We start from the raw sequence: 1,777 nt of genomic DNA on the forward strand, positions 1-1,777 counted from the left end.
GCGCTTCATCAGAAAACTGAAGGAACCTCCATTGAATCGAACTAATATTTTTTTTGGTGAATCGCATTCTGACTGGTTGCCTGTCAGAGGCGGAGAATCTGGTGATTTTGTTTTTCGACGTGGTGACGGGCATGCCTTCGCGAAAATCGCACCTGCTTCCCGCCGCGGTGAGCTCGCTGGAGAGCGTGACCGCCTCATTTGGCTCAAAGGTCGAGGTGTGGCTTGCCCCGAGGTGATCAACTGGCAGGAGGAACAGGAGGGTGCATGCTTGGTGATAACGGCAATTCCGGGAGTACCGGCGGCTGATCTGTCTGGAGCGGATTTGCTCAAAGCGTGGCCGTCAATGGGGCAGCAACTTGGCGCTGTTCACAGCCTATCGGTTGATCAATGTCCGTTTGAGCGCAGGCTGTCGCGAATGTTCGGACGCGCCGTTGATGTGGTGTCCCGCAATGCCGTCAATCCCGACTTCTTACCGGACGAGGACAAGAGTACGCCGCAGCTCGATCTTTTGGCTCGTGTCGAACGAGAGCTACCGGTGCGGCTCGACCAAGAGCGCACCGATATGGTTGTTTGCCATGGTGATCCCTGCATGCCGAACTTCATGGTGGACCCTAAAACTCTTCAATGCACGGGTCTGATCGACCTTGGGCGGCTCGGAACAGCAGATCGCTATGCCGATTTGGCACTCATGATTGCTAACGCCGAAGAGAACTGGGCAGCGCCAGATGAAGCAGAGCGCGCCTTCGCTGTCCTATTCAATGTATTGGGGATCGAAGCCCCCGACCGCGAACGCCTTGCCTTCTATCTGCGATTGGACCCTCTGACTTGGGGTTGATGTTCATGCCGCCTGTTTTTCCTGCTCATTGGCACGTTTCGCAACCTGTTCTCATTGCGGACACCTTTTCCAGCCTCGTTTGGAAAGTTTCATTGCCAGACGGGACTCCTGCAATCGTCAAGGGATTGAAACCTATAGAAGACATTGCTGATGAACTGCGCGGGGCCGACTATCTGGTATGGCGCAATGGGAGGGGAGCAGTCCGGTTGCTCGGTCGTGAGAACAATCTGATGTTGCTCGAATATGCCGGGGAGCGAATGCTCTCTCACATCGTTGCCGAGCACGGCGACTACCAGGCGACCGAAATTGCAGCGGAACTAATGGCGAAGCTGTATGCCGCATCTGAGGAACCCCTGCCTTCTGCCCTTCTCCCGATCCGGGATCGCTTTGCAGCTTTGTTTCAGCGGGCGCGCGATGATCAAAACGCAGGTTGTCAAACTGACTACGTCCACGCGGCGATTATAGCCGATCAAATGATGAGCAATGCCTCGGAACTGCGTGGGCTACATGGCGATCTGCATCATGAAAACATCATGTTCTCCAGTCGCGGCTGGCTGGTGATAGATCCCGTCGGTCTGGTCGGTGAAGTGGGCTTTGGCGCCGCCAATATGTTCTACGATCCGGCTGACAGAGACGACCTTTGTCTCGATCCTAGACGCATTGCACAGATGGCGGACGCATTCTCTCGTGCGCTGGACGTCGATCCGCGTCGCCTGCTCGACCAGGCGTACGCTTATGGGTGCCTTTCCGCAGCTTGGAACGCGGATGGAGAAGAGGAGCAACGCGATCTAGCTATCGCGGCCGCGATCAAGCAGGTGCGACAGACGTCATACTAGATATCAAGCGACTTCTCCTATCCCCTGGGAACACATCAATCTTACCGGAGAATATCGTTGGCCAAAGCCTTAGCGTAGGATTTCGCCCTCTCCCGCAAACGACCCC

The 1,777-nt window shown here is 55.7% G+C and carries 2 protein-coding genes; both read left to right on the top strand.

Annotation, left to right across the window (positions count from 1 at the left end):
- Positions 1-31 precede the first annotated feature (31 nt).
- Positions 32-835, top strand: coding sequence for an aminoglycoside O-phosphotransferase APH(3'')-Ib (aph(3'')-Ib, locus tag FTU79_RS16355; RefSeq protein ID WP_001082319.1), 804 nt, complete (start codon positions 32-34; stop codon positions 833-835).
- Positions 835-1,671: an aminoglycoside O-phosphotransferase APH(6)-Id gene (locus tag FTU79_RS16360; RefSeq protein WP_000480968.1), complete on the top strand. Its 837-nt coding sequence runs from the start codon at positions 835-837 to the stop codon at positions 1,669-1,671. Before aph(3'')-Ib ends, FTU79_RS16360 begins: the two co-directional genes overlap by 1 nt.
- Positions 1,672-1,777: the final 106 nt, after the last annotated feature.

Origin of the sequence: Acinetobacter sp. YH12144 (assembly GCF_013418345.1) — a bacterium.
Classification (GTDB): domain Bacteria; phylum Pseudomonadota; class Gammaproteobacteria; order Pseudomonadales; family Moraxellaceae; genus Acinetobacter; species Acinetobacter amyesii.